Source organism: Vibrio sp. 1069 (assembly GCF_033340555.1).
Genome location: NZ_JAWOWP010000858.1, coordinates 1 through 538 on the forward strand (window position 1 = coordinate 1; position 538 = coordinate 538).

Here is a 538-nt window from a genome sequence, read left to right on the forward strand (position 1 = left end):
CGTCAGGCCATTTTGGCGTTTAAAGGTGATGTGTACACGGGCTTGGAAGCTGAAACACTATCAGATGCGGACTTCGAATACGCGCAAAAACACTTACGCATGCTATCTGGCCTGTACGGTCTGCTCAAACCGCTCGACTTAATGCAACCATACCGTCTGGAGATGGGGACAAAACTGGCGAACGATAAAGGTAGCAACCTGTACCAGTTCTGGGGCAATGTGATTACCGACAAGCTCAATGAAGCGATTGCTGAGCAAGGCGACAATGTTTTGATCAATCTTGCGTCGAATGAGTATTTTAAAGCGGTAAAGCCAAAGAACTTGGATGCACAAGTGATTACGCCAATTTTCAAAGACTGTAAGAATGGCCAATACAAGGTGATCAGTTTTTATGCGAAGAAAGCGCGTGGCATGATGGCGCGTTACATCATCGAAAATCGCATTGAGAGCGTGGCGGACTTAACGAAGTTTGATACCGCTGGCTACTACTTCGTTGAGGAAGAGTCGACACCAACAGACTTGGTATTTAAACGTGAAG

Annotated in this window: 1 protein-coding gene; it reads left to right on the forward strand. The window is 46.3% G+C overall.

What is annotated here, in order from left to right:
- Positions 1–538: peroxide stress protein YaaA (yaaA, locus tag R7040_RS29465; RefSeq protein WP_318098050.1), on the forward strand; the 538-nt coding region annotated here is incomplete at both ends.